The sequence below is a fragment of the Adlercreutzia sp. CNCM I-6215 genome, assembly GCF_977072315.1.
In genome coordinates this window covers 62,183-85,031 of the sequence record NZ_CDRVMA010000013.1, presented here as the reverse complement: position 1 = coordinate 85,031, position 22,849 = coordinate 62,183, and the positions used below count along the sequence as shown (strand labels likewise).

At 65.9% G+C, this 22,849-nt stretch carries 19 protein-coding genes and 1 tRNA gene; 1 reads left to right on the top strand and 19 read right to left on the bottom strand.

What is annotated here, in order from left to right:
* Window positions 1–24: 24 nt before the first annotated feature.
* The 10 genes from ACW4LP_RS10270 to uvrC all read right to left on the bottom strand — a co-directional run bounded on the left by ACW4LP_RS10270 (window position 25) and on the right by uvrC (window position 10,834).
* Window positions 25–113, bottom strand: a tRNA-Leu gene (locus ACW4LP_RS10270).
* 63 nt (window positions 114–176) lie between these two features.
* Window positions 177–431 carry a preprotein translocase subunit SecG gene (gene secG, locus ACW4LP_RS10265; protein WP_114539116.1) on the bottom strand — a complete coding sequence of 85 codons (255 nt, stop codon included), beginning with the start codon at window positions 429–431 and terminating at the stop codon, window positions 177–179.
* Window positions 432–538: 107 nt separating this feature from the next.
* Window positions 539–2,119 (bottom strand): 2,3-bisphosphoglycerate-independent phosphoglycerate mutase, encoded by a 1,581-nt coding sequence (gene gpmI, locus ACW4LP_RS10260; protein WP_114548388.1) that lies wholly within the window; start codon window positions 2,117–2,119, stop codon window positions 539–541.
* Window positions 2,120–2,890, bottom strand: a complete 771-nt coding sequence (gene tpiA / locus ACW4LP_RS10255) for a triose-phosphate isomerase (protein ID WP_114539118.1) — start codon at window positions 2,888–2,890, stop codon at window positions 2,120–2,122.
* Between the two features lie 12 nt (window positions 2,891–2,902).
* The gene (locus ACW4LP_RS10250; protein ID WP_455803796.1) at window positions 2,903–4,090 is read right to left on the bottom strand and encodes a phosphoglycerate kinase; all 1,188 of its coding nucleotides are present in this window, start codon (window positions 4,088–4,090) and stop codon (window positions 2,903–2,905) included.
* 75 nt (window positions 4,091–4,165) lie between these two features.
* On the bottom strand, window positions 4,166–5,170 hold the full coding sequence (gene gap / locus ACW4LP_RS10245; RefSeq protein ID WP_114548389.1) for a type I glyceraldehyde-3-phosphate dehydrogenase: 1,005 nt from the start codon (window positions 5,168–5,170) through the stop codon (window positions 4,166–4,168).
* A gap of 265 nt (window positions 5,171–5,435) precedes the next feature.
* On the bottom strand, window positions 5,436–6,374 hold the full coding sequence (gene whiA, locus ACW4LP_RS10240) for a DNA-binding protein WhiA (protein WP_455803795.1): 939 nt from the start codon (window positions 6,372–6,374) through the stop codon (window positions 5,436–5,438).
* Between the two features lie 3 nt (window positions 6,375–6,377).
* Window positions 6,378–7,535: a gluconeogenesis factor YvcK family protein gene (locus ACW4LP_RS10235; RefSeq protein ID WP_231699472.1), complete on the bottom strand. Its 1,158-nt coding sequence runs from the start codon at window positions 7,533–7,535 to the stop codon at window positions 6,378–6,380.
* 3 nt (window positions 7,536–7,538) lie between these two features.
* Complete coding sequence (gene rapZ, locus ACW4LP_RS10230) at window positions 7,539–8,495, bottom strand: RNase adapter RapZ (RefSeq protein ID WP_117284623.1); 957 nt, start codon at window positions 8,493–8,495, stop codon at window positions 7,539–7,541.
* A gap of 155 nt (window positions 8,496–8,650) precedes the next feature.
* Entirely contained in the window at window positions 8,651–10,834 is a 2,184-nt protein-coding gene (gene uvrC, locus ACW4LP_RS10225) for an excinuclease ABC subunit UvrC (protein ID WP_455803794.1), read from the bottom strand.
* Window positions 10,835–11,233: 399 nt separating this feature from the next.
* Here uvrC and ACW4LP_RS10220 point away from each other — a divergent pair, with 399 nt between their 5' ends.
* Entirely contained in the window at window positions 11,234–13,135 is a 1,902-nt protein-coding gene (locus ACW4LP_RS10220) for an LTA synthase family protein (RefSeq protein ID WP_455803793.1), read from the top strand.
* A gap of 50 nt (window positions 13,136–13,185) precedes the next feature.
* Here ACW4LP_RS10220 and ribF read toward each other — a convergent pair whose 3' ends face one another.
* From ribF to ACW4LP_RS10175, 9 genes are all read right to left on the bottom strand, one after another.
* Complete coding sequence (gene ribF / locus ACW4LP_RS10215; protein ID WP_455803792.1) at window positions 13,186–14,112, bottom strand: riboflavin biosynthesis protein RibF; 927 nt, start codon at window positions 14,110–14,112, stop codon at window positions 13,186–13,188.
* Window positions 14,093–15,109, bottom strand: a complete 1,017-nt coding sequence (gene truB, locus ACW4LP_RS10210) for a tRNA pseudouridine(55) synthase TruB (protein ID WP_455803791.1) — start codon at window positions 15,107–15,109, stop codon at window positions 14,093–14,095. The genes ribF and truB overlap by 20 nt, the downstream gene beginning before the upstream one ends.
* Entirely contained in the window at window positions 15,106–16,113 is a 1,008-nt protein-coding gene (locus ACW4LP_RS10205) for a DHH family phosphoesterase (RefSeq protein WP_227070290.1), read from the bottom strand. The genes truB and ACW4LP_RS10205 overlap by 4 nt, the downstream gene beginning before the upstream one ends.
* Before the next feature lie 4 nt (window positions 16,114–16,117).
* Window positions 16,118–16,507: a 30S ribosome-binding factor RbfA gene (gene rbfA / locus ACW4LP_RS10200; RefSeq protein WP_022739824.1), complete on the bottom strand. Its 390-nt coding sequence runs from the start codon at window positions 16,505–16,507 to the stop codon at window positions 16,118–16,120.
* Window positions 16,508–16,739: 232 nt separating this feature from the next.
* Window positions 16,740–19,475 carry a translation initiation factor IF-2 gene (gene infB / locus ACW4LP_RS10195; RefSeq protein WP_022739823.1) on the bottom strand — a complete coding sequence of 912 codons (2,736 nt, stop codon included), beginning with the start codon at window positions 19,473–19,475 and terminating at the stop codon, window positions 16,740–16,742.
* A gap of 3 nt (window positions 19,476–19,478) precedes the next feature.
* Window positions 19,479–19,769: an RNase P modulator RnpM gene (gene rnpM, locus ACW4LP_RS10190; RefSeq protein ID WP_173113105.1), complete on the bottom strand. Its 291-nt coding sequence runs from the start codon at window positions 19,767–19,769 to the stop codon at window positions 19,479–19,481.
* A gap of 13 nt (window positions 19,770–19,782) precedes the next feature.
* Window positions 19,783–20,988, bottom strand: a complete 1,206-nt coding sequence (gene nusA, locus ACW4LP_RS10185) for a transcription termination factor NusA (RefSeq protein WP_022739821.1) — start codon at window positions 20,986–20,988, stop codon at window positions 19,783–19,785.
* Window positions 20,989–21,004: 16 nt separating this feature from the next.
* A complete protein-coding gene (locus ACW4LP_RS10180; RefSeq protein ID WP_173113108.1) occupies window positions 21,005–21,478 on the bottom strand; it encodes a ribosome maturation factor RimP in 474 nt (157 codons plus the stop codon).
* Window positions 21,479–21,796: 318 nt separating this feature from the next.
* Window positions 21,797–22,810 carry a LysR family transcriptional regulator gene (locus ACW4LP_RS10175; protein WP_455803790.1) on the bottom strand — a complete coding sequence of 338 codons (1,014 nt, stop codon included), beginning with the start codon at window positions 22,808–22,810 and terminating at the stop codon, window positions 21,797–21,799.
* Window positions 22,811–22,849: the final 39 nt, after the last annotated feature.

Below are 22,849 nucleotides of genomic sequence, written 5' to 3'. Positions count from 1 at the left end.
CCTTACGGGCTCTTTTAATTTCTCTGGTGTCGGAGGCGGGATTTGAACCCGCACACCCGGTAAATGGGCACTAGCACCTCAAGCTAGCGTGTCTGCCGTTCCACCACTCCGACATGCTTTTTGCAGCGACGATTATTCTAACAGAACCTGTCGCGCATGCAAGAAGAATTTTTCAATTACTGGGTAATGGTTCCGTGGGGGTAGATGATCATGAGAACCACGAGGGAAAGCAGAAACACGATGGCGCAGCCGATGGTGATGCGGTCGAGGTTCTTCTCGATGATGCTCGTGCCCGTCTGGGTGGAGTACATGGAGCTCGCGATCATATCCGAGATGCCCGTGCCCTTGCCCGAGTGCATGAGAATGAAGATGATAAGGCCGATGCCGGACAGAACCAGCAGAACCAAGAAGACGATTACCAGGGGATTCAACGTGTCACGCTTCCTTTACGTTTCCAGTGTTTTGCGTACGCAAGTCGACTAGTATAGCCGATGCCGCCAGCGCCATCAAGGGGCGCCGAGCGGCATCGGGATCAATTTCAAGCCAGAAGGCTCTCGCCCGTCATCTCGGCCGGCTGCGGAAGGCCTATCATCGCGAGCAGGGTGGGCGCGATGTCGGCCAGGCACCCCTCGGCTCCGGAAAGGCTCAGGTTCGACCCGCTCGCATCCACGAGCACAAGAGGCACCGGGTTGGTGGTGTGGGCCGTAAAGGCACCGCCGTCCTCGGCGATCATCTTGTCGGCGTTGCCGTGGTCGGCCGTGACGAGCGCCACGCCGCCCTTGCGCTTTATGGCGGAAAGAACCTTCCCCACGCCGGCATCCACCGCCTCGGTGGCCGCGCGGGCCGCCTCCACGATGCCGGTATGCCCCACCATGTCGCAGTTCGCGAAGTTCACGATGTACACGTCGGCCTCGTCGGCGTCGATGGCCGCCGCCAAGGTGTCGGCCACCTCGGGCTCGCTCATCTCCGGCTGCAGATCATAGGTGGCCACCTTCGGGCTCGCGATGAGCCGTCGGCTCTCCCCCGCCTTCTCGGCCTCGCGACCGCCGTTCAAGAAGAAAGTGACATGGGCGTACTTCTCCGTCTCGGCGATATGGTACTGGGCAAGCCCCGCGTCGGCGAGCACGTCGGCCAACACGTTTTCCGGGAACTCCTTGGGGAAGGCCACCGCCGCCGGGATCTCCGGATCGTACTCCGTGAGGCACACGAAATGCACGCTCGGCCACGCCTTGCGCGCAAAACCGGCGAAGTCGGGGTCGGTGAGGGCGCGGGTGATCTCGCGGGCGCGGTCGGGGCGGAAGTTGAAGAAGATGACCGCGTCCCCGTCGCGCATGCCGCGGGGATCTAAGGCCACGGGTTCCACGAACTCGTCGGTCACCTCGGAGGCGTAGGAGGCCTCCATGGCGGTCACGGCGGCCAGGTCGCGGAAGGGCTCGGCGCAGACGACGGCATCGTAGGCGCGTTCCACGCGTTCCCAACGATTATCGCGGTCCATGGCGTAGTAACGGCCCTCCACGGAGGCGATGGAAATCTCGCAGGGCGCGCCGTCCGGGGCCTTCGACGCGGCCCGTTCCAAATAATCCACGAGCTCGGCCATGTAAGCGGCCCCGCTGGCGGGCGGAACGTCGCGGCCGTCCGTGAAGCAGTGCACCATGACACGCGGCACCCCGGCCGCCACCGCGGCGTCCACGAGCGCGTAGAGGTGCTCGTTGGAAGAGTGCACGCCGCCGTCGGAGAGCAATCCCATGAGATGCAGCGCGGCTCCCGGCTTCTTGGCCGTCTCGAAGGCCGCGACGATCTCCGGGTTCACGGCGATCGATCCGTCGCGGCAGGCGCGGTTGATGCGCGTGAGCTCCTGGAACACCACGCGCCCCGCACCGATGTTCAGATGCCCCACCTCCGAGTTGCCCATCTGCCCCTCAGGCAGGCCCACGGCCTCGCCGGAGGCCGCCAGGCGCGTGGTGGGCGCCTCGGCGAACAGGCGGTCGAGCACCGGCGTTGCGGCCAGCGAGATGGCGTTGCCCGGGCCCGGCTCGGCCAGGCCGAAGCCGTCCATGATGATGAGACAGGCGGGAAGGCGCAGCTCTTCGCGGGCCGGCGCCACAACAGGTCGTTCCATTTAGCAGGCTTCCTTCACGATCTGGATAAACGAATCGGCCTTCAACGCCGCGCCGCCGATGAGGCCGCCGTCGATGTCGGGCTCGGCGAGGAGCAGCGCCGCATTCCCCTCGTTCATCGAGCCACCGTAGAGCACGCGCAGGTTCTCGGCCACCTCAGCGCCGAACATGTCCGACACGGTGGCGCGGATGGCGGCGCAGACCTCCTCGGCCTGCTCCGGCGTGGCCGTCCGTCCCGTGCCGATGGCCCACACCGGCTCGTAGGCCACAACGGTCTTCGCCGCGTCGGCCGCGTCCATACCGGCATAGGCCGCGCGCACCTGGGCCGTGACGAAATCGAGGTAGGTGCCCCCGTCGCGCACGGACAGCGACTCACCCACGCAGATGATGGGGGTGATATCGGCCTCGATGAGCGCGCGGGCCTTCAAGTTCACTTCCTCGTTGGTCTCGCCGAAGAGGTTGCGGCGCTCGGAATGGCCCACGATGCAGAAGGCGCAGCCGATGTTCTTGATCATGGCGATGGAAATCTCGCCGGTAAACGCGCCCTTGGGTTCCCAGTAGACGTTCTGGGCACCCACGGCGATATCCACGCGGTCGAACTCGAAGACGCTCTTCACGGGCTTGAGGTCCACAAACGGCGGGCAGACGGCCACATCCACCAGCTCGAGCCAGTCGCGCTCCATGCGGTTGGAGATCTCCTGAGCGAGCACCACGGCCTCGGGAATGGTGTTGTTCATCTTCCAGTTGCCGGCAATGAGATTCTTACGGGGCATATTGCTTCCTTTCTAGCGAAGGGCCTCGACGCCGGGGAGCGCCTCGCCCTGGACGAGCTCCATGGAGGCACCGCCGCCCGTGGAGATGAAGGTCATCTTGTCGGCCAGGTCGAACTGGTTCACCGCGGCCACCGAGTCGCCGCCGCCGATGATGGTGTCGGCCTCCTCGTTGGCGGCCACGGCCTCGGCCACGGCCCGGGTGCCGGCCTCGAAGGAGGGCATCTCGAAGACGCCCATGGGGCCGTTCCAGAAGACGCTCTTGGCCATGCCGATGGCCTCGGCGTACAGCTCGGCCGTCTCCGGGCCGATATCGAGGCCCATCATGTCGTCGGGGATCTCGTCCACCGAGACGGTGGCGAGGTTGGCGTCGTTCGCGAAGGCATCGGCGCACACGACGTCCATGGGAAGCAGCAGCGCCACGCCGCGGTCGGCGGCCTTCTTCATCATGGCACCGGCGCGCTCGACCCAATCGGCCTCCATGAGCGAGGTGCCCACGGATTTGCCCTGCGCCGCCAAAAACGTGAAGCACATGCCGCCGCCGATGATGAGGGTGTCGGCCTTCTCCAGCAGCGCGTCGATGACCTTGATCTTGTCGGAGACCTTCGAGCCGCCAAGGATGGCGACGAAGGGACGGCGCGGCTCGTCGAGCATGCCCGTGAGCGTGGCCACCTCGCGCTCCATGAGGTAACCGGCATAGGAGGGCAGGAAGTCCGCCACGCCGGCCGTGGAAGCATGGGCGCGGTGCGCGGTGCCGAAGGCGTCGTTCACGTAGGCGTCGGCGAGGTCGGCCAAGGCGCGGGCGAACTCGGGGTCGTTCTTCTTCTCCCGTTTATCGAAGCGGATGTTCTCCAGCAGCAGCACATCGCCGTCTTCCAAGGCGTCCACGACTTCCTGAGCCGCAGGTCCGATAAGCTCGCGCGAGAGCACGATGTCACGGCCGAGCAGCTCCTGCAAACGGCGCGCGATGGGGCCCAAGCTGAAGGACTCCTCGAAGCCCTCCCCCGCCGGTCGGCCGCGGTGGCTCGTGAGGATCACCCGGGCGCCGTCGCCGACGAGCTTGTTGATGGTGGGCAGCGCCGCACGGATGCGCGTATCGTCAGTCACGTTGCCGTCGGCGTCCACCGGCGCGTTGAAGTCGACGCGCACGAGCACCTTCTTGCCCGCGAAATTCTCGTCATCAATAGTCTTGATATCCGCCATGTCGTTCCTTTCCCTATAAGGGAAAACCCAGCCCGAAAGGCGAGCTGGGTTTTCGGATTCATTTCTTTGTGGAAGCTACGGGAGCAGGATCTTCACGAGATCCTTCACGCGGTTGGAGTAGCCCCACTCGTTGTCGTACCAGGAGATGCACTTGACGAAGTTGCCCTCGCCGCCGAGCACCATGGTCAGCTGCGAGTCGAAGATGGAGGAGTGGTCGTTGCCCACGATGTCGATGGACACGATGGGATCCTCGGTGTACTCCAAGATGCCCTTCAAGGGACCTTCGGCCGCGGCCTTCATGGCGGCGTTGATCTCCTCGGCGGTCACGGACTTCTCCAGCTCCACCGTGAGGTCGACCATGGAGCCGTCGGGGGTGGGAACGCGGGTGGCGAAGCCGTCGAGACGGCCCTTGAGCTCGGGGAGCACGAGGGACACGGCACGGGCGGCACCGGTGGTGGTGGGGATCATAGACACGGCGGCAGCGCGGGCGCGGCGCAGATCCTTATGGGGAAGATCGAGGATCTTCTGGTCGTTGGTGTAGGAGTGAATGGTGTTCATGTAGCCGCGCTTGATGCCGAAGTTCTCCAGCAGCACCTTGGCGAAGGGAGCCAGGCAGTTGGTGGTGCAGGAGGCGTTCGAGATGATGTTGTGCACCTCGGGGTCGTACTGGTCGTCGTTGACGCCCATGACGATGGTGATGTCCTCGTCCTTGGCCGGGCAGGTAATGACGACCTTCTTGGCGCCGGCATCCAGGTGCTTCTGCGCCAGCTCGCCGGTCTTGAAGATGCCGGTGGCCTCTACGACCACATCCACACCCAGCTCGCCCCAGGGCAGGTTCGCCGGATCGCGGTCGGAAAGCATGGTCACGTGCTTGCCATCCACCACCAAGCCGTCATCCGTCACTTCGATATCAAAATTGCGGATGCCGTGGATGGAGTCGTACTTCAGCAGGTGAGCAGCGGTGGCTTTGTCGCCCAGATCGTTGACGGCGATCACCTCGACCGCGGGATCGTCGGCCATGGCGCGGAAGACGAGGCGTCCGATGCGACCGAATCCGTTGATGCCTACCTTGGTTGTCATGCGTATCTCCTTTCACAAGATACTCGCGAAGCCCGATGGGCACGTATCAGCTGTTAGGCCTCTCACAAGTTTACTACGAAGCTAAGCGATTCCCACCACGATAAAGCCGACGGCCCCGAAAACCGTCCCGCCTGCACAAAAGCGAGCGCAACAACTTGCTGCCTATTTCCTCCAGTAAATTGACTCGGGCACAACTTACTGGAGGAAATACGGCACAAGGGAGAAGCTAGAGAGGCCGTTTACCACTTCGATGGGGCTGCCGGCGCTACTCCCCCGCGTCCAGCTCGGCGGCCATTGACTCGAGGCGGCGGACGCGGTGGTAGACGGCGCTCTTGGAAAGGGGCGGCGTCGCCCGCTCGCCGAGCTCCTTCAGCGATGCCTCGGGGTAGGTGACCCGCAGGCGGATGAACTCCTGCAGCGCCGGGGGCAGGTCCTCCATACCGTAGTGCTCCACCACGCGCCGGATGGCGTAAATCTGCTCCACGGCGGCGCTGGCGGCCTTCTGCTGGTTGGCCAGCTCGGCGTTGATCTGGCGGTTCACGTCGTTGCGCACCGACTTCACGACGCGCTCCTCCTCCATGGAAAGCGCCGCCTGGTGGGCGCCGGCGAAGGCGAGGAACTCCGTGATGGCGTTGCCGCTCTTCAGGTAGACCATGTACGAGCTGCGCCGTGCCATGATGCGGGCCGTGATGTCCTTGCGGGCCATGAGCTCCACGAGTCCCTCGGCCAGCGCCTCGGATTCCACGGTGATTTCAAAGTGAAAGTCGCTTTTGGGGTTCGAGATAAAGCCGCTGCCCAAAAAGGCGCCGCGCAGGTAGGCCGCCGCGCAGCAGGGCTTGGCCACAAGCGATTCCTTGATACCCATCTCCAGGCCGCCCTCGGCCGAGAGCACCCCCATGTCGCGCAAGGCATCGGCCAGATGGGGCTGGGCCGGCACCTCGATGAGATAGTTCGGTGTCTTGTGCAGCACCGAACGGCGCATGGTGAGGTTCGTCTTCAACGAATAGATGCCGTGCAAAAGCCGCACGACGAGCCGCGCCGAGGCCGGCGCGTCCGTGGCGATCTCCACCCGGTAGCGGGCCGGTCCGCTCACGAACAGCGTCCCCTCGATGCGCACCAGCGCCGCGAGCGTCGCCTTCTCGCACTGCGGACAGGCGGGCACGACCCGGGCCAGCTCGTCTTTCACCTCGGACGTGAACGACATGGCCTAGCTCCGGCGCGCCCGCGAGAGCTTGATGACGTTCTGGAAGGCATCGCGCAGCGCGAAGGGCGAGTGCCACGTGGGCTGCTCGGCGTCCACGAGGTTGCGGCTGATGACGATGGGACCGCGGGACTGGATGGCGAGCATATCGGCGTAGGAGATGGAGATGGGACGCACCCCCTTGATGAGCTGGTCGTCGTTCAAGTCGCTCGTGGAAGCGTGCTCCAGCTCGGCCCCGGAGATGGCCGCGAAGCTGCCCGTGGCGGGGCTTTCGGCGCGCAGAGGCACCTTCGAGTGCACGAGCATGTAGTCGATGAGCCCCTCCATGCCGTGGGCCGTCAGCGCCTCGAAGTGCTCGCGGGCCGTCAGCCCCCACGTCTCCCCTTGCACGTCGGCCAGGGCGCACACGAATAGCACGCGGCCCCGAGAGGCGCGGATGGCCTCGACGACGCCGGGGATGAGCAGGTTCGGGATGATGGAGGTGAACAGCGACCCCGGGCCCAGCACGATGAGGTCGGCCTCGCGGATGGCCTGAAGCGCCGGCTCGTAAGGGCGCGGCGGCCGGCCGTCCTCGGCGGAGAGCCACACCTGCGCAAGCGCCGTCTTGGAATGGCAGGCCACGGCCTGACCGTCCAGAATGCGCCCGTCCTGGGTCTGGGCCGACAACACCACGTGGTCCAACGTCGAGGGATACACGTGCCCCTGGGCGTCCACCAGCTTCTCGCAGATGGCGATGGCCTCGGGAAACGACCCCGTCGCATCTTCCAGCGCGGCCAGAAGGAGGTTGCCCAGAGCATGGTCACGGGCCACGGCGAACCGGTACTTGAGCGCCCGCACAAGCGGGTCGGCGGGATCCTTCGCGAAGGCCACGAGGCACTTGCGGATGTCGCCAGGCGGCGTGACGTCGGCCTCCTCGCGCAGAACGCCGGTGCTGCCGCCGTCATCGGCCATGGCCACGACGGCGCTCGTCTGCACGCCCAAGGAGAGCAGCGTCCGGATGGAGACGGGAGCGCCGGTGCCCCCGCCGATGACCACCGCCTTCAGCGCACGGGCGTCCTCATCCAAAGGCCGCAGGTTCGGAAGCGCGCTGCGCAGGGCCGAGAACGCCGCCGTGGCCGCCGGATCGACGCGGAAGGCCTCGGTGCTCTTCTTTATGCCGGCCACCTTCTACGCTTCCTTTCCGCCGCCGGCGCGGGCGTCCAGCACGTTGTCGCTCTCGCGCTGCACGTCGTGACCGCGCTCGGCCAGACGCAGATCGCGATGGGCCACGCTCACCCGATAGCCCTTCGACTTCAGGTAGTCGCCCGTGGCCTCGGCAAGCGCCACCGACCGGTGCTGGCCGCCGGTGCAGCCCACGCCGATGGCCAGCTGCTGCTTGCCCTCGGCGACGTACCCCGGCATGACGACGTCCAGCAAATCATGCCATTTCTGCTCGAACTCGATGGTCTCCTCGCGCATGCGCACGAAGTCGCGCACCGGGGCGTCCAGCCCCGTCAGCGGCCGCAGCTCCGGATCGTAATAGGGGTTCGGCAGGAAGCGCACGTCCATGACGAGGTCGGCGTCGTAGGGAGCGCCGTGCTTGAAGCCGAAGGAGTACACGGTGACCGCGAGTCCCTTGCGCTCGCTGCCCGTGGCGAAGAGCCCCCGGATGGTGCTGCGCAGCTTCTGGGGCAGCATATCGGTGGTGTCGATGACGTAGTCGGCGCGGTCGCGAAGGCCCATGAGCATGAGCCGCTCGCGCTGGATGCCCTGCCAAATGGTGGTGCCGTCGGTGCACAGCGGATGCCGGCGGCGGCTCGACTTGTAACGGGCGATGAGCTTGTCGTCGGCGGCATCGAGGAACAGCGTCTTGTAGGAGACGCCGGCCTCTTGCATGGAGGAAAGCTCGGCCTCCAGATCGCCGAAGAAATCGCCGTTGCGCGAGTCGCAGACCACGGCCAGGCGCCGCCGTCCGCCCTCGTGCTCGGTGCTCTCGTTCACGCGCACGAGATCGGCGAGCAGGCTCGAGGGCAAGTTGTCCACGCAGTAGTAGCCCAAGTCCTCGAAGACGTGCATGGCTTCCGTGCGCCCGGCGCCGGACATGCCCGTCACGATGACGAAGTCGGGCATCTGGTCTTCTTCCATTATCTCCTCGGCCACACAGGCCTCCTTTCCTGAAAGGATCGCTCTCCTTCACAGAGGCTTTCCGTTCACCTGAACGAGCTCTTCGTAGGGGGCGACCTTGGTCGCCCCTCACAAGCATGGCTATCCCGCTCGGTAGGGCAGACCAAGGTCCGCCCCTACGGGATGGTGTTCGCCAGAACGCTATCGGCCAGCTGTTCTTCCTTCTCTTCTTTCCGCTCATTATACTGCGCGAGAACGCGCACCAGCTCCTCGGCCACCTCTTCGGGGATGACCTTGGCGGCCTTGATTTCCTCCAAGCTGGCAGCTTTCAAGTTCTTGAACGACTTGAAGCGCTTCATCAGCGCCTTCTTCCGCACGGGGCCCAGTCCCGCCACGTCGTCCAGAATGCTCGCCGTCATGCCCTTGCCGCGCAGCTCGCGGTGGAAGGTGATGGCGAAGCGGTGGGCCTCGTCGCGCACCTGCTTCACCAGGTACAGCGACGCCGAGCCTGAGGGCAGCACCACCGGTCCCGTGTCCTGCCAAGGCACGAACAGCTCCTCGTCGCGCTTGGCCAGACCGCAAATGGCGATGTCGTCGATCCCCATCTCCTCGAACATGGCGAGCGCCGCCGTCAGCTGCGGCTTTCCGCCGTCCAGGATGATGAGGTCCGGCTTGCTGCCGAAGCGCTCGTCGCTCAAACGTTCCGGCGCGTAGCGGCGCCGCATCACCTCCTGCATGGAGAGGAAGTCGTTGGCCTCGTCGAGCGGCGTCTTTATCTTGAAGCGGCGGTACTGGTTCTTGTCCGGCTTTCCGCCGGTGAACACCACCATGGAGGCCACCGTGTAGGAGCCGTGGATGGTGGAGATGTCGAAGCACTCGATGCGCATGGGCGGCGCGTCCAAGGCCAGGGCGCTCTCCAGCTGCAGAAGGGCGTTGTTGATGCGCTTGTCGTCGTAGTTCGTGCGCACCTTGTAGCGCATGAGAACGTGGCGCGCGTTGGTCTCGGCCATGGTCAGAAGGTCGGCCTTCTCCCCCTTCTGCGGGGCGCAGAAGCGCACCTTGGCGCCGTGGGCCGAGTCGAGCTTGCCCGTGAGCCACTCCCCCATAGCCTCGGCGTCCTCGGGCAGTGCGCGCACGATCACCTCGCGCGGGATGGAGGTGGTGGTGTCGTAGTAGCGCATGAGGAAGTTGCGCAGCAGATCCTGATCGGGCACGTCGGTGCCGCGGTTCAAGACGAACTCGTTGGCGTTCACGATGCGTCCCTCGCGGATGACGAGCACGTTCACCCCGGCCACGGTCTCCTCGCGGAAGAATCCGACGACGTCGGCGGACAGGTCGCGGGAGGACACGGCGTGCTGCTTGTCGGCGAGCGAGTTGATGGTGTCGATGCGCGCCTTCAGCCGTCCCGCGCGCTCGAAGTCGAGCTCTTCGGCGGCCTCCTGCATTTCCGCGGTCAGCTCGTCGACAAACTCGCGGTGGTTGCCGGCGAGGAAGCGCTCGATGCGCCGCACGTTCACGGCGTACTCCTCGGGCGTAATGGCCCCGCAGCAAGCGCCGGGGCCCAGGCCCACGTGGCAGTCGAAGCAGGGTCTGGCGTCGCGCTTCAAGAAAGCGAGCGGATCCTTTTCCAGCGCGCGGGCGAGCCCTCGCCAGTCGGCGCAGGTGGCGGCGCACAAGGGCACCACGCGCCGAGCGATGTCGATCATCTCGCGGGCCGCGCGGGCGTCGGTGAAGGGACCGAAGTACTTCGTGTCGGACTTGTGCTTCTCGCGGGTGTACTTGATGGCCGGGAACACGTCCCCTTTGGTGAGCGCGATGAAGGGGTAGCTCTTATTGTCCTTGAAGTCCGCATTGAAAAACGGGCTGTACTGGTTGATGAGGTTCTTCTCCAGCACGAGCGCCTCGTGCTCGTTGTCGACGACGAGGTAGTCGAAAGAGTCAATGGCCTCCACGAGCAAGGGAATCTTCGCGCGGTCGTCCTGGAAGTTCACGTACTGGCGCATGCGCGCCCGCAACTGCTTGGCCTTGCCGACGTAGATGACCTCGCCGCCGGCGTCTTTCCACAGGTACACGCCAGGCTCGGTGGGCACCGCCTCCAGCTCGCGCTTGATGCGGGCGAGCTTCTGCTGCTGGGTCTCGCGGGGGCGGCCGGACTTGGCGCGACCGCCGTCGTCGACGGCATCCAGCGCGGCCGCCTCTCCGCCGCCGTCCGCCCAGACCGCTTCCGCGACGGTCTCATCAGCAGCGTTGCCCGCGGCTTCATGATCGCGCACGGCGCGGGCGAGCGTCGGCCTCATGCGGCCCTCGCGCTCCAGCTCGTCGGGGTATTCGTTTTCCCAGGAATTTCGTTCTTCTGTCATGGGTGCAGTATACCCGCAGGGCCGTCCCCTTGTCTTCTCGGACAATTCTTCACCCACGTTTTCGCCAAAATTTCGAGTTGTTAGCATCGAAGGGATCGCTTACAGCGTTCCTCGGCCGCCATTGGAGGAATTCGCCTCATCAGTTATTCGCTTAGCGATAATTTCTGCCTTCTCATGGAGCTGATTGAACCACAGAACGCCATTCGCAATGCTAACAACTCGAAAATCATGGCCCAAATCGCCATGGAGATTTTCCCGAGACAGGCGGGACGTTCCGTGACGCCCAAAGTAAAGCAGCCTCGACCGTGGTAATTTGTTGTTTTACTCTTGAACCGGAGGGGTTATTTGAATAGGGAACGAACTGAAACCAGCTCGGGCGCCACGGGGCGGCCGCGGGCAATGGACGCGCTGCGACGCGGCGCCTTCTTCGCGCTCGCCGTCGTTTTGGGCTTCCTGCTCCTCGAGCTGCCGTGGAACGACGGCGTCTTCGCCATTCCCCAGCGCTACGTCATCGACAACCTGCTCATCCTGGGGCTGGGCTGCGCCATCACTTTTCTGGCGGGACAGCGCACCCGCGCATCGCTGGCCGTCTTCACGGGCTTTTGCCTGCTCTGGGGCACCGCCAATTTCTTCATCATCACCTTCAAGGGGCAGCCCATCGTGCCGGCGGATCTGTTCGCCCTCGGCACCGCCGCCTCGGTGGCCGGCGGTTACAGCCTGTTCCTCACGGGGCGCTTGGTGTTCTGCTGGGCGCTGTTCGCCGCCTATTGCATCGCCCTGGCGAAGCTGTGCCCCCAACGAAAGCGCGCCCGCTGGGACGTTGCCGCCAACGTGCTGGCGGCGGCCCTGCTGGTGTGCCTCGGCGCCATGCAGTACCAGGCCATCGACATCAAGAAGGACTGCGAGGTGACCGTGGACGTATGGGACGTGCGCGGCTCCTACGCCACCCAGGGCACCGCGCTCTGCTTTCTCTCGCGGGCCCAAGAGCTCACGCCCAAGCCCCCAGAGGGCTACTCCGCCGAGGCCGTGGACGCCATCCTGGCCCCCTTCGCCGAGGATCCGCTGACGGGAACGGACGGCGCGACGGCAGAGCCCGCCTCACCCAATGCGACGGGCGATCCGGGCGCGGCGGCGCCCACCACTAGCGATGCAGCACCGGAGCAATCCGAAGCACTCCCCTACGACGGGCCCAACGTCATCGCCATCATGAACGAGACGTTCTCGGATCTCTCCTCCTATCCGGGCCTTGAGGGCACGAACGCCGCCCCGACGTTCTTCCACGAGGTGGCCGACGACTCCCTGGCCGCAGGCGACGTGTACGTGTCGGCCATGGGCGGGGGCACCTGCAACAGCGAGTTCGAGTTCCTCACGGGCGCCTCCACGGGCAACATGGGCGGCGGCGTGTACCCCTACGTGCTTTACGATTTGGAAGGGGTGGACAACCTCGCCTCCTACTTCCGCGGCCTGGGCTACGGCACCCACGCGATTCACCCGGCCGAGGCGGCCAACTGGCGGCGCGACCGCATCTACGAGCAGCTCGGATTCGACGACTTCGACGACATCACCACCATGGAGGGGGCCGACACGTTCCGCGACCTTGTCACGGACCGCGCCACCTACGAGCGCGTGCTGGAGAAGATCGATGAGGGAGACGGGCCCCAGTTCGTCTTCGACGTCACCATCCAGAACCACGGCGGCTACGACACGGGGCTCGTGCCCCCCGCCGATGCGGTACACCTGGAATCGGACGAGGTGGAAAGCCCCGAGGTGGACGAGTTTCTGGCGGCCATCAAGCGCTCGGACGAGGATCTGCGCTGGCTTATAGAAGAGCTGAACGCCCGGGACGAGCCCACCATCGTCGTGCTCTTCGGCGACCACCAGCCCGGCTTCGCCGACTGGCTCTTCGAGGAGACCTTCGGCAAGCCCGTGGAAGACGCCAATCTGGAAGAGGTGCAGGCGCGCTACCGGACGCCGTATTTCATCTGGGCGAACGCCGCGGCCCGCGGAAAGTACGAGGAATCGCTCACGCGTATCGAGGACGCCGATGTCACGAGCCTGAATTACCTCTCGACTCTGCTTCTGGACGCAACGGGGCTGCCCCGCGACGCCCGCGCCTTGTACCGCTCGGCTGTGCGTCAGGCACTGCCGGCCGTGAACTTGAACGGCTACCGCGACGCCGAGGGGGCGTGGCACTGGTTCGGCGAGGCCGTGGAATCCGGCGCCCAAAAGACGGCCGAGGACGCCCTGAAATCTTACGCCATCCTCCAGTACAACCAGCTTTTCGGCAACGATCGCGGCTAGCAGCTCGCGCCTGCCTAGCCCCGGCTTCAGCCCGAGGCCGCGAAAGCCCCCTACAGGTTCTCGCGCACCCAGGCGATGTTGGATTGGACAGTGGCGATGAGCTCGTCGGTGCTCTCGAAGACGCGCATGGGGCGCAGCCACTCGACGAACTCCACCTCGATGGGCTGGCCGTAGATGTCCTGGTCGAAGTCGAGGATATGCGCCTCGATGTTCTCCTTGGCGGTGTCGGCGAAGGTGGCGGGGATGCCCACGTTCACGGCGGCCTTGTAGCGGACGCCGTCCACCACGGCGTAGCAGGCGTAGACACCCTCCCCGATGGCCAGAAGCTCCGGCGGCACCTCCAAATTCGCCGTGGCGAAGCCGAAGTCGCGGCCCTCGCCGCGGCCCGGGCGCACGGTTCCCTCCAGAGTATAGGGGCGCCCCAGAAGGTCGGCCGCCTCGCGGGCGCGGCCCTCGGACAGAAGGCCGCGAATGCGCGTGGCCGTCACGGGACGGCCCCCCTCGGCCACCAGCTCGTGCCCGTGCACCTCCATGCCGCGCTCGGCGCCCCACACGCGCAGGCTCTCCACGTTGCCGGCGGCCTTGCGACCGAAGTGGAAATCGCTGCCGATGTGGATATGGCTCGGCACGCCGCCACCGAAGCAGGCGTTCAGGAAGTCCTCGGGGCTTTGGGCCGCGAACTCGCGCGAGAACGGCAGCACGACCACGGCGTCTGCGTCCAGCTCGGCCAGCTTGGCGATGCGGGTCTCGTTGGTCATGAGCTTCTTCAATCGATCGGCGGCAAACACCTCGTCGGGATCGATGTCGAAGGTGATGATGGCGCTGGGGCGGCCCTCCTCGCGGGCCGTGTTCACCGCCTCGCCGATGATGAACCGATGTCCCTCGTGGACGCCGTCGAAGACGCCGAAGGCCACGGAAGCGCGATCGAGCAGAGCCTCATCGAAGGAGGGGTCGTTCCTAGAGATCACTGCAGCCACGGGAAACTCCTATCGGAAACACGCACCGGGGGACGAAGCGCCCCTTCTCACTCTGATACTCGTATAATGCCACGATGCGGTTATCGGCCACAAGGGCCACGACCTCGCCGTCCGCGGGCAGCTCGCAGCTGGGGCGCACCCCGGCCGTGCAGGCGCACAGCTCCGCCGCCGGATCGACGCTGCGGCGCTCGAAGAGCTCTATGACGCGGCCATCCAGCGAGTTGCCGTTGCGCACCCGCGCCGCAGCGGCATCGTCGAGGTAGATGAAGCGCATGCCAAGCACCTTCAGCGGATCCAGAGCGGCGCGCTCCCCCATCTCCTCCAAGACCTCCAGCGTCACGCAGTCGGCGATGCCAATCGCGCCGGCCGCCGTGCGGCGCAGCGCCCCCACATGGGCGGGGCACCCCAGGCTATGGCCGATGTCGCGGGCGAGCGCGCGGATATAGGTGCCCTTCGACACCTTGAACGCGATGTCCCAGCGGGCTGGCTCCGCGCCGTCGGCGCCCCCGATGCCCAAAAGCTCGGCGGAGTACACCTCGATGTCGCGCGGCGCCAGATCGATAACGCGCCCCTTGCGCGCCGCATCGCAGGCCTTGGTTCCCCCCACCTTGATGGCCGAGTACACCGGCGGCAGCTGCTTGGACTTCCCCACCAAACCGCCCACGAAGACGCTGGCGAAGAACGGGTCGAACACCTCATCGGGCACAACGCCCGTGCGGATGACCTCTCCGTCGCAGTCGTCGGTATCGGTAGCGGCGCCGAAGACGACCGAGACCACGTAGGACTTGTCGTGGCCGGTGAGGAACTGATCGAGCCGGGTGGCCGGCCCCACGCACAGGGGCAGCACCCCCGAGGCGAGCGGATCTAAGGTGCCCGTGTGCCCGATGCGCTTCTCGCCGAAGATGCGCCGGGCGCGGCTCACCACATCGTGGGAGGTCATGCCGCTCGGCTTGTCCACGGCAAGTACGAGGCACAGATCGGTCGTCCCCCGCTTCACAGGCGCTCCTCCGGCAAGGTCGGGCTCTCGATGCCCAAACGGCGCGCGACGGTCTCCACGGCCCCGCGCAAATCATCGTGAATGGTGAATCCGGCCGCGGCCTTATGTCCGCCGCCGCCGAACTCGCCGGCGATGGCGGCCACGTCGGTGTCGTCCTTGGAACGGAAGCTGCCGCGCACCTCTCCGTCCTGCTCCCGCAGCATGCAGGCAACGCGCACGCCGCGCAAGGAGCGCAGAAGATCGATCATGGGCTCGGCATCGGCCTTCACGGCACCGCACTCGGCGAAATCGGCGAGCGAGAGCCACGAGAGCACCGCCTCGCCGTTGCCGGACAAGCACATATGACTCACGGTGCGCCCCTCAAGCTCGATGGAGGCGAGACTGCGGTTCTGGTAGAACTCCCGGGCGATCTCCCCAGGCCGTGCACCAGCGGCCACCATTTCGCACGCCCCCTTGAACGCGGCAGCGTCGGTGTTGCCGTGCTGGAAGCGGCCGGTGTCGGTCATGAGGCCGGTGTAGCAGCAGGTGGCGATGATGCGCTCGCGGTCGGCGCCCAAAAGCGCCGCCAACTCCCAGATGAGCAGCGACGTGGAGGCGGCGTTCGGATCGGTGTAGCTGAGGTCGCTCATGGCCCGGGGCACCGCATGATGATCCACGGTGACCGTGAAGGGCGCCGCCTCGTGAACGCGCGCCCCATCGCCGAGTCGCTCCGGCGTGGGCACGTCCACGGCGATGAAGCACTCGCAGGGCCCTTCGAAGCGCGCGGCGGGAACGAGCCCGTCGGCCCCGGGCAAAAACATGAGATCGCTCGGCGGCTCCTCGTCGCGGGCAAGCACGCACGTGACCTGTTTGCCCAGCTGGCGCAAGGCCCAGGCGAGCCCCAGCGCCGAACCAAGGCAGTCACCGTCAGGGCTCACATGGCCTCCGATGACGAAGTGGTCGCGCTCGGCGAGCGCGGAGGCGATCTCGGAAAGCGTCGTGTTGGTCTGGGGCGTCACCGTCATGAAACTAGTACTCCCGATCCTCTCCGATGGTTTCTTCCTCGATGCGCTTCTCCTGATGCTCGCGCTCGGAATTCAGCGCCTGGGAGATGGCCTCGGCCTGATCGACGGACGTGTCCACGTAGAAGCGCAGCTCCGGCGCCACGCGCCAGGAGAGCTTCTTCGCCATGAGCGAGCGGATATGGCCCGCAGCGGCCTCGAAGGCAGCCTGAGCCCCGGCGTAGCGCTCGGGATCGGTGGTGTAGTAGACGTTGCAGACGGAACGGTCGTAGCTGACCTCGCAGCCGGTGATGGTGACCAGATGGAGGCGCGGGTCGGACACATCGAACAGAAGGATGCTCGCGATCACCTCGCGGGCCTGCTCGTTGACCTTGCGGTTGGAAGCGCTCTGCTTCATGACGTCATCTCCTCAATCGAGGCGGACAGATAGTTTTAGTATAGAGTTGAAACCAAGAGCCATGCGCCAGTCGTGGAAAACTAAGCAAAACTGTAACAGTAGGCGTCGAGGAAGCCCCGTGTCCCCGCGCGCAGGTTGCGCAGCGAACGGAACAGTCCAGTGGACTGTTCCGCCGAGCGAGCCATTGCTTGAGCACGGGGATGCGGGGCTTCCTCGACGCCGGACAGTCGAGTTATTCCGTGCGCTCAACCTCTTTCACCTGGTAGCCCTCGATGGTGTCGCCCACCTTCAGATCCTGGAACTTCTCGATGCCGATGCCGCACTCGTAGCCCTGCTTCACGGACTTCACGTCGTCCTTGAAGCGGCGCAGCGACGCCATGTGGCCCTCGAAGATGACCGTGCCGTCGCGCACGATGCGCACCTTGTCGTCGCGGTGGATCTCGCCTTCCACGACGTAGCAGCCGGCGATGGTGCCCACCTTCGGCACCTTGAAGGTCTCGCGCACCTCGGCGATGCCGGTGTCCTCTTCCACGATATCCGGCGACAGAAGACCCACGCGCGCGGCGTTGATATCCTCGATGGCCTGGTAGATGACGCGGTACAGGCGGATGTCCACCTTCTCCTTCTCGGCCTGCTGACGGCTCTTGCCCGTGGGACGGACGTTGAAGCCGATGATGATGGCGTCGGAGGCGGCGGCCAGGGTGACGTCGGTCTCGGTGATGCCGCCCACGGCCGAGTGCACGATGTTGATGCGCACCTCGGACTGATCCATCTTGTCGAAGGCGTCGCGCAGAGCCTCGATAGAGCCCTGGACGTCGGCCTTCACGATGAGGTTCAGATCGGTGGTCTTGCCGTCCTCGATGCGGCTGAACAAGTCGTCCAAGCTCATGTGGCTCTTGGTCTCCTGGGCGGCCAGGCGGGCGCGCAGCGCGCGCTCCTCGGCAAGCTTGCGGGCGTCGCGCTCGTCCTCGAAAACGCGGAACTCGTCGCCGGCGGTGGGCACCGAGTTCAGGCCCAGGATCTCCACCGGGTCGGCGGGCTTCGCCTCGGCGACGTGCTCGCCGCGCGGGTTCACCAGAGCGCGCACGCGGCCGTAGCTCGTGCCGGCCACCACGACGTCGCCGGTGTGCAGGGTGCCGCGCTGGATGAGCACCGTGGCCACGGGGCCCCGGCCCTTGTCCAGGTTCGCCTCGATGACGAAGCCGGAGGCCGAAGCGTCCGGGTTGGCCTTCAGCTCCAGCACGTCGGCCTGTAGGATGATGGTCTCCAGCAAGTCGTCGATGTGCAGCTTCTTCTTGGCCGACACCTCGACGAACATGTTGGAGCCGCCCCACTCCTCGGGGATGACGCCGTACTCGGTGAGCTCCTGGCGCACGCGGTCGGGGTTGGCGCCGGGCTTGTCGATCTTGTTCACGGCCACGACGATGGGCACCTCGGCGGCCTTGGCGTGGTTGATGGCCTCGATGGTCTGCGGCATGACGCCGTCGTCGGCGGCCACCACGAGCACGATGACGTCGGTGACCTGGGCGCCGCGGGCGCGCATGGCGGTGAAGGCCTCATGGCCCGGGGTGTCGATGAAGGTGATCTGGCGGTCGCCGATGTTCACCACCGACGCACCGATGTGCTGGGTGATGCCGCCGGCCTCGCTGGCCACCACGCCGGTATCGCGGATGGCGTCCAGAAGCGAGGTCTTGCCGTGGTCGACGTGGCCCATGACGGTGACCACGGGGGGACGCGGCTTCAAATCGGCCTCGGAGTCGTTGTACACCACGGCGTACTCCTCCTCCGGCGACACGACGCGCACCTTGCGACCCATGTCGTCAGCGATGAGCTCCATAGTCTCGTCGCTCATGGTCTGGGTGAGCGTGAGCACCTGGCCGAGCATGAACAGGCGCTTGATGACGTCGTTGGGCTGCACGCCCAGAAGCTCGGCGAACTTGGCCACCGACGCGCCCTGCGGGATCTCCACCACGGAGTCGTCCAGCACCAGCGTCGGGTCCAGCCCGCGCTCGATGGCCTCGAGCTCGGCGCGCTCGCGGGCCTCGGCCTCGCGCTTCTCCTTGCGCTTCTTGCGGCGGCCCTCCCCCTCGTGGGTGTTGGCCGCGGCCACGGCGGCGCGGGCCTCGGCGAGCACCTTGTCGCGCTGCAGCTTCTCGGCCTGCACGGCCATCTGGGCGTAGCGGTCCTCGCCGGCGGTCATCTGGGCCTCGAGCTCGGGCACCACCTGGTGCGCCCCGCCCTTCTTGCCCTTCTTGCCGCCGCGGGGGGCGCGGGTGTCGGCCTGGGCGCTCTTGGCCGCCTCCATGCGCTGCTTCTCGGCCTCGATCTGCGAGAGCAGCGAGTCGAAGTTGTTCTTGGGACGGGACGGCGCGGGAGCCGGGGCCGGTCGGGCCGGTGCCGGGGCGGGCGCGGCCTTCGCGGGCTTCTTGTGGCCGCGGCGCAAGGCCTCCTCCACGGCGCGCTTCTTAGCCACCTCGGCGGCCGCCTTCTCGGCGCGGGCGCGGGCCCGGGCCTCCTGGCGCTCGCGCTCGACGCGCTCCTTCTCCGAGGCGATCTGCTGCTCGAGGCTCGCGAAGGCGGAGGGCTGCTTGGGCGCCTGCTTGCGCGCCGGGTGCTCCTCGCCCTCGGCGTCGTCGTCGGAGCGCGAACCCTCGCGGCGGGCGCGGGCGGCCTCGCGCTCGGCGAGCTCCTTTTCCCGCGCGGCCTTTCGCTCGGCCTCCTCCTCGGCGCGCTTGCGCTCGGCCTCCTCCTGCTCGGCGGCCAGCGCCGCGGCCTCCTCGGCCTCAAGGGCGCCGGCGCGGGCGCGGATCTCCGGCTCCAGGTTCTTGCGAATCTTGTCAACGTAAGCGTCGTTGAGCATGCTCGCATGGGACTTCGCCGGTATCTTCATCTCTTTCAGGCGATCGAGCAGATCCCCGCTCGACATATCGAATTCCTTCGCCAACTCGTGTACGCGCATGCTGGCCATATATCACTCCTCATTCTTTCCCGGTGCCTCGGCGAGGGCAAGCTCGCGAAGAACGCGCTCGTAATCTTCGTCGGTCACTTTGCAGCGCAGGGCGCGCTCAAGCTTCCTGGTCTTTCTCGCCGCGGCGAGGCAGTCCTCAGAGCAGACGTAGGCGCCGCGGCCGGCGAGGCGGCCCGTAGGGTCGAAGCTCACAAGGCCCTCGCCGTTGCGCACGATGCGGTGAAGCGCGCCCTTCCCAAGGGTCGCGCCGCAGCCGATGCAGGTACGCTGGCGCTTTGTCGTCTGTACTGCCATCAGGCTCTGCCCCTTAGGCCTCTGCCTCGGCATCGGCATGGACGCCGCAGTACTGGCTGTTCGGTCGGGCGTGGTTGCGGCAGCGGTTGCCATCCTCGTCGACGAAGATGCAGAAGCCGTCGTCCTCCTCCACCTCGTCGTCCATCTCGACATCGACCAAAGACGCGCCCTGGAAGCTCTGGGGCTTGATATCGATGTGCCAACCGGTGAGGCGGGCGGCCAAGCGCGCGTTCTGCCCCTCCTTGCCGATGGCCAGCGACAGCTGGTCGTCGGGCACGATGACCGTGGCGTAGTTGTTGTCCTCGTCGATGCTCACGTGGCTCACCTTCGCCGGCGACAGGGCGTTGGCCACGTAGACCGCCGGGTCGGGGCTCCACTGGATGACGTCGACGCGCTCGTTGCGCAGCTCCTCGACCACCATGCGGACGCGGGAGCCCTTCGGCCCCACGCAGGCGCCCACCGGATCCAGGTTCGCCTCGCGGGAGAACACGGCCACCTTGGAACGGGCGCCGGGCTCGCGGGCCACGGACTTGATCTCCACGACCCCCTCGTAAATCTCCGGCACCTCGATCTCGAAGAGACGGCGGATGAGGTCGGGGTGGGTGCGGGAGACGACGATGGCCGGGCGCGCCTGCTCGCCGCGGGCGCGGGGCGCGTCGGCGTTGGGGTTGCGCACCTCGATGATGAGCACTTTCAAGCGCTGGTTGTGGCGGTAGTGCTCGTTGGCCGGGCGCTCGTTGCGCTCGCCCGGGTTGCGCTTGGCGTCGTAATGGGGCAGCTCCGCCTCGACGCCCTCGCGGATCTTGATGATGGTGAAGTCCGGCGTGCCCTGCAGCACGGTGCCCGTGACCAAATCGCCCACGCGGCCGCGGAACTCGTCGTAGATGGACTGGCGCCCGGCCTCGCGCACGAGCGATGAGATGACGCCCTTGGCGTTCTGGGCGGCGATGCGGCTCACGTCGTCGGGGGTGACGTCGCGCTCCTCGAACTCGCTGTACTCGCCGGTCTCCTCGTCGGGCTCGCCCACGGGCACGAGCTCGTAGACGTAGATCTTGCCGGTCTGGCGGTCGATGGTCACGCGCGCGTCCCATTCCAGATCGAGGATGCGCTCGTAGCTCTTCGCCAGGGACTGCTCCAAGCGCTCGATGAGGTAGAACTCGTCGATCTTGCGCTCGTGGGCCAGTGCCTGCAAGGCCTCGATCAGTTCTGAAGTTGCCACGTATCTAATCCTTTCCCTAGGCGCTGAAGTCGATGGTGCCCTTAACGCGGGCCTTTTTGATGTTGTCGTACGGAATGCGGAAGGTGTCGGCGCCGTCTGCGGCCACGATGACGCAGCCGTCCTCGAAGCCGAGAAGCTCGCCGGTAAACGAGCTGCGGCCGTCGATGGGGCCGGTCGTCTTCACCGTCACCGTCTCGCCGGCAAAGCGCGCGAAGTGCTCCGGCGTGCGCAGCGGCCGGTCGATGCCCGGAGAGGACACCTCCAGCATGTAGGCCCCGGGGAACGGGTCCAGCTCGTCCATGACGCCCCCGACCCAGGCCTGAGTGCGGGCCAGCTCGTCGAAGCTGATGCCGCCGGCCGCATCGATGTAGACGCGGATGGTCGGCGCCTTCTTCGAGCCGACGATCTCCAGCGTGACGATCTCGACGCCCTCGGAGGCCGCTCGGGGCTCCAAGGCGGAAAGAAGCGATTTCTCCTTGGCCGTCAGCACCTCGTCTGCCTCCTTTTCCGTTGCCTACGCTCCCATACTTTCCGGGCCGCAAAAGGCCCCTACAACAAAAGAAAGCGGGAAAAGTCCCACTTTCTCCAGAAGCGAAAGTATGTCCGTGCAGTCGATCTGCACAGCAGGCCTATTTATACCACAACGGATCGCGCTTTGCCAGCCTCCCGCAACAAGTGGCCGCATACGGCGCAAAATGACCACAGACGGCAGTCAGACAGCCTGGAGGATCGGACGGGCTGGGCAGTCGAGCGACCAGACACCCAAACGTCCGCCGCACGTCCGTCTCGGCCGATCGGGCCCGGCGCCCTACTCGGCCGGCGCTGCCGGTAGCACCTGGCCGATGAGGTCGTTGCCCGGATAGGCCTTCACGAAGTCGATGAAGTCGGCCACGGCCCGAGAGTGCACGTGCTTCTTGTGGTAGGCCATATACACCGTGTAGAAGTGATCCGGGATGCCCTCGACGCGCACCTGGTGCAGGTTGCTGAACAGCTGGGCGCCCAGCGAGTCCAGCATAAGCGCTCCGGCGTTGCCGCCATTGTAGGAGAGGAACGACCCCATGGACACATCGTCGTCGTAGCCCAGGGACACGCCGCGCACGTCGGCCTCCTCGAGCATCTTCGCCACGCGCTCGCCGATGGGGGTGCCCCGGCGGTAGGTGTGCAGATCCACCTCGTTCAGCTCGGCGAAGGTGATCGTGTCGGCAGACGCCAGCGGATGGTCGTCGCGCACGTAGAGGGCCAGTTCGCAGTGCTTCACCGGGAAGTAGGCGATATCGGGCTCGTTGTCGCGCTTGCCGCAGAAGGCCACATCCAGCGTGCCCCGATGCAGCTGCTCGGTGAGGTAGTTGGTGAATCCCTGGGACACCTTCACGATGACCCGCTTGTCGAAGGCCTCCTCGAAGTCGCGGATGAGGCTCGGCAGGTAGTGGTTCTGGGTGGTGAAGGTGGTGCCGAGGTTCACGGTGCCGAAGGAGGCCGAGGAGCGCGCGCTCACGGCCGCCACGCCGTCGTCGATGGCGCGCAGGGCCAGGCACACGTGCTCGTAGAACACCTCGCCGTAGGGCGTGAGGAGCACCGAGCGCCCGTTACGCTCGAACAAGGGAGCACCCAGCTCCTTCTCCAGAGACGAGATGGCCCCGGAGAGGGTCGGCTGGGTGATGAACAGCTCCTGCGCCGCTCGCGTGTAGTGAAGCACCTCGGCGAGCTTCTTGAAGTAGTTCAGCTGAGAGAGGTTCATGGTTCCCCCTAAGGCAACGGTAAGGCTGGTCGGCCCGTTCTCAGATTGCGCGATTCTACCTTGATCGTAGTTTATCAAACTCATCTTGGCTCATAGAGATTTCCTATAAGTGCGAAAAGCGGG

Bases quoted from the DNA above. Each gene is read 5' to 3' on its own strand.
- ACW4LP_RS10220 (WP_455803793.1), top strand. From the start codon at position 11,234: ATGGACGCGCTGCGACGCGGCGCCTTCTTCGCGCTCGCCGTCGTTTTG.
- tpiA (WP_114539118.1), bottom strand. From the start codon at position 2,890: ATGCCCCGTAAGAATCTCATTGCCGGCAACTGGAAGATGAACAACACC.
- infB (WP_022739823.1), bottom strand. From the start codon at position 19,475: ATGGCCAGCATGCGCGTACACGAGTTGGCGAAGGAATTCGATATGTCG.
- rnpM (WP_173113105.1), bottom strand. From the start codon at position 19,769: ATGGCAGTACAGACGACAAAGCGCCAGCGTACCTGCATCGGCTGCGGC.
- ACW4LP_RS10175 (WP_455803790.1), bottom strand. From the start codon at position 22,810: ATGAGTTTGATAAACTACGATCAAGGTAGAATCGCGCAATCTGAGAAC.
- gpmI (WP_114548388.1), bottom strand. From the start codon at position 2,119: ATGGAACGACCTGTTGTGGCGCCGGCCCGCGAAGAGCTGCGCCTTCCC.
- rbfA (WP_022739824.1), bottom strand. From the start codon at position 16,507: ATGAAGCAGAGCGCTTCCAACCGCAAGGTCAACGAGCAGGCCCGCGAG.
- gap (WP_114548389.1), bottom strand. From the start codon at position 5,170: ATGACAACCAAGGTAGGCATCAACGGATTCGGTCGCATCGGACGCCTC.
- whiA (WP_455803795.1), bottom strand. From the start codon at position 6,374: ATGTCGTTCACGTCCGAGGTGAAAGACGAGCTGGCCCGGGTCGTGCCC.
- ACW4LP_RS10205 (WP_227070290.1), bottom strand. From the start codon at position 16,113: ATGACGGTGACGCCCCAGACCAACACGACGCTTTCCGAGATCGCCTCC.
- ACW4LP_RS10250 (WP_455803796.1), bottom strand. From the start codon at position 4,090: ATGGCGGATATCAAGACTATTGATGACGAGAATTTCGCGGGCAAGAAG.
- uvrC (WP_455803794.1), bottom strand. From the start codon at position 10,834: ATGACAGAAGAACGAAATTCCTGGGAAAACGAATACCCCGACGAGCTG.
- rapZ (WP_117284623.1), bottom strand. From the start codon at position 8,495: ATGGAAGAAGACCAGATGCCCGACTTCGTCATCGTGACGGGCATGTCC.